Below are 459 nucleotides of genomic sequence, written 5' to 3' on the forward strand. Positions count from 1 at the left end.
CTTCGCCTTCCGCAGGAGTAGCCTCCCCGTGCGTATTGCAGTCACCGGCTCGATCGCCACTGACCACCTCATGACCTTCCCCGGCCGCTTCGCCGACCAGCTGGTCGCGGATCAGCTGCACACGGTCTCCCTGTCCTTCCTGGTCGACAACCTCGATGTGCGCCGGGGCGGTGTCGCCGCCAACATCTGCTTCGGGATGGGCCTGCTCGGCACCCGCCCGATCCTGGTCGGCGCCGCCGGAGCCGACTTCGACGAGTACCGCGCCTGGCTCGACCGGCACGGCGTCGAGACCGGTTCGGTCCGGATCTCCGAGGTGCTGCACACCGCCCGCTTCGTCTGCACCACCGACTCCGACCACAACCAGATCGGCTCCTTCTACACGGGCGCGATGAGCGAGGCCCGCCTCATCGAGCTGAAGAGCGTCGCCGACCGCGTCGGCGGCCTGGACCTCGTCTCCAT

General features: G+C 68.6%; 1 protein-coding gene. It reads left to right on the top strand.

From position 1 onward, the window contains the following. Window positions 1-28: 28 nt before the first annotated feature. A partial coding sequence (locus AB0C16_RS40555; protein ID WP_357691519.1) for a PfkB family carbohydrate kinase occupies window positions 29-459 on the top strand: 431 nt, incomplete at its 3' end.

It is taken from the genome of Nonomuraea sp. NPDC048916 (assembly GCF_040649575.1).
Lineage (GTDB): Bacteria > Actinomycetota > Actinomycetes > Streptosporangiales > Streptosporangiaceae > Nonomuraea.